The sequence below is a fragment of the Thermus sp. genome, from assembly GCF_056332225.1.
In genome coordinates this window covers 1-503 of record NZ_JBWGQW010000270.1, presented here as the reverse complement: position 1 = coordinate 503, position 503 = coordinate 1, and the positions used below count along the sequence as shown (strand labels likewise).

General features: G+C 68.8%; 1 protein-coding gene. It reads left to right on the top strand.

Annotated features, from left to right (window positions below; translation table 11 throughout):
• Window positions 1-484: DUF4143 domain-containing protein (locus AC01Y6_RS11305; RefSeq protein WP_476671629.1), on the top strand; the 484-nt coding region annotated here is incomplete at its 5' end.
• Between the last annotated feature and the right edge of the window lie 19 nt (window positions 485-503).

Genomic DNA, 503 nt, shown 5'->3' with positions numbered 1-503 from the left:
CCTGGACTTCTTGGTGGACCTCTACCTCCTAAGGCGCCTTCCCCCCCTGGAGGCCAACGTGGGCAAGCGCCTGGTGAAGAGCCCAAAGCTCTACCTGAGGGACAGCGGCCTGGTCCACGCCCTCCTGGGGATCCAGGACCTCGAGGGCCTCCTGGCCCACCCGGTGGTGGGGAGGAGCTACGAGGGGTTCGTGCTGGAGAACCTCCTCCGGGTCCTCCCCGAGGGAGCCCAGGCCTTCTTCTACCGTACCCGGGCGGGGGCGGAGGTGGACTTGGTCCTCCTCCTCCCCGGCGGAAGGGTCTGGGCCGTGGAGGTCAAGCGAAGCCTGGACCCCAGGCCTTCCCGGGGCTTCCACGAGGCCCTGAAGGACCTCAGGCCCCAGATGGCCTTCGTGGTTTACCCGGGAGCGGAGGCCTTCCCCCTCGGCGAGGGGGTTCTAGCCGCACCCCTTTACGAGGTGATGGGGCGGCTCTGGGCGGGATGAGCCCCAAAGACCCCTGCAG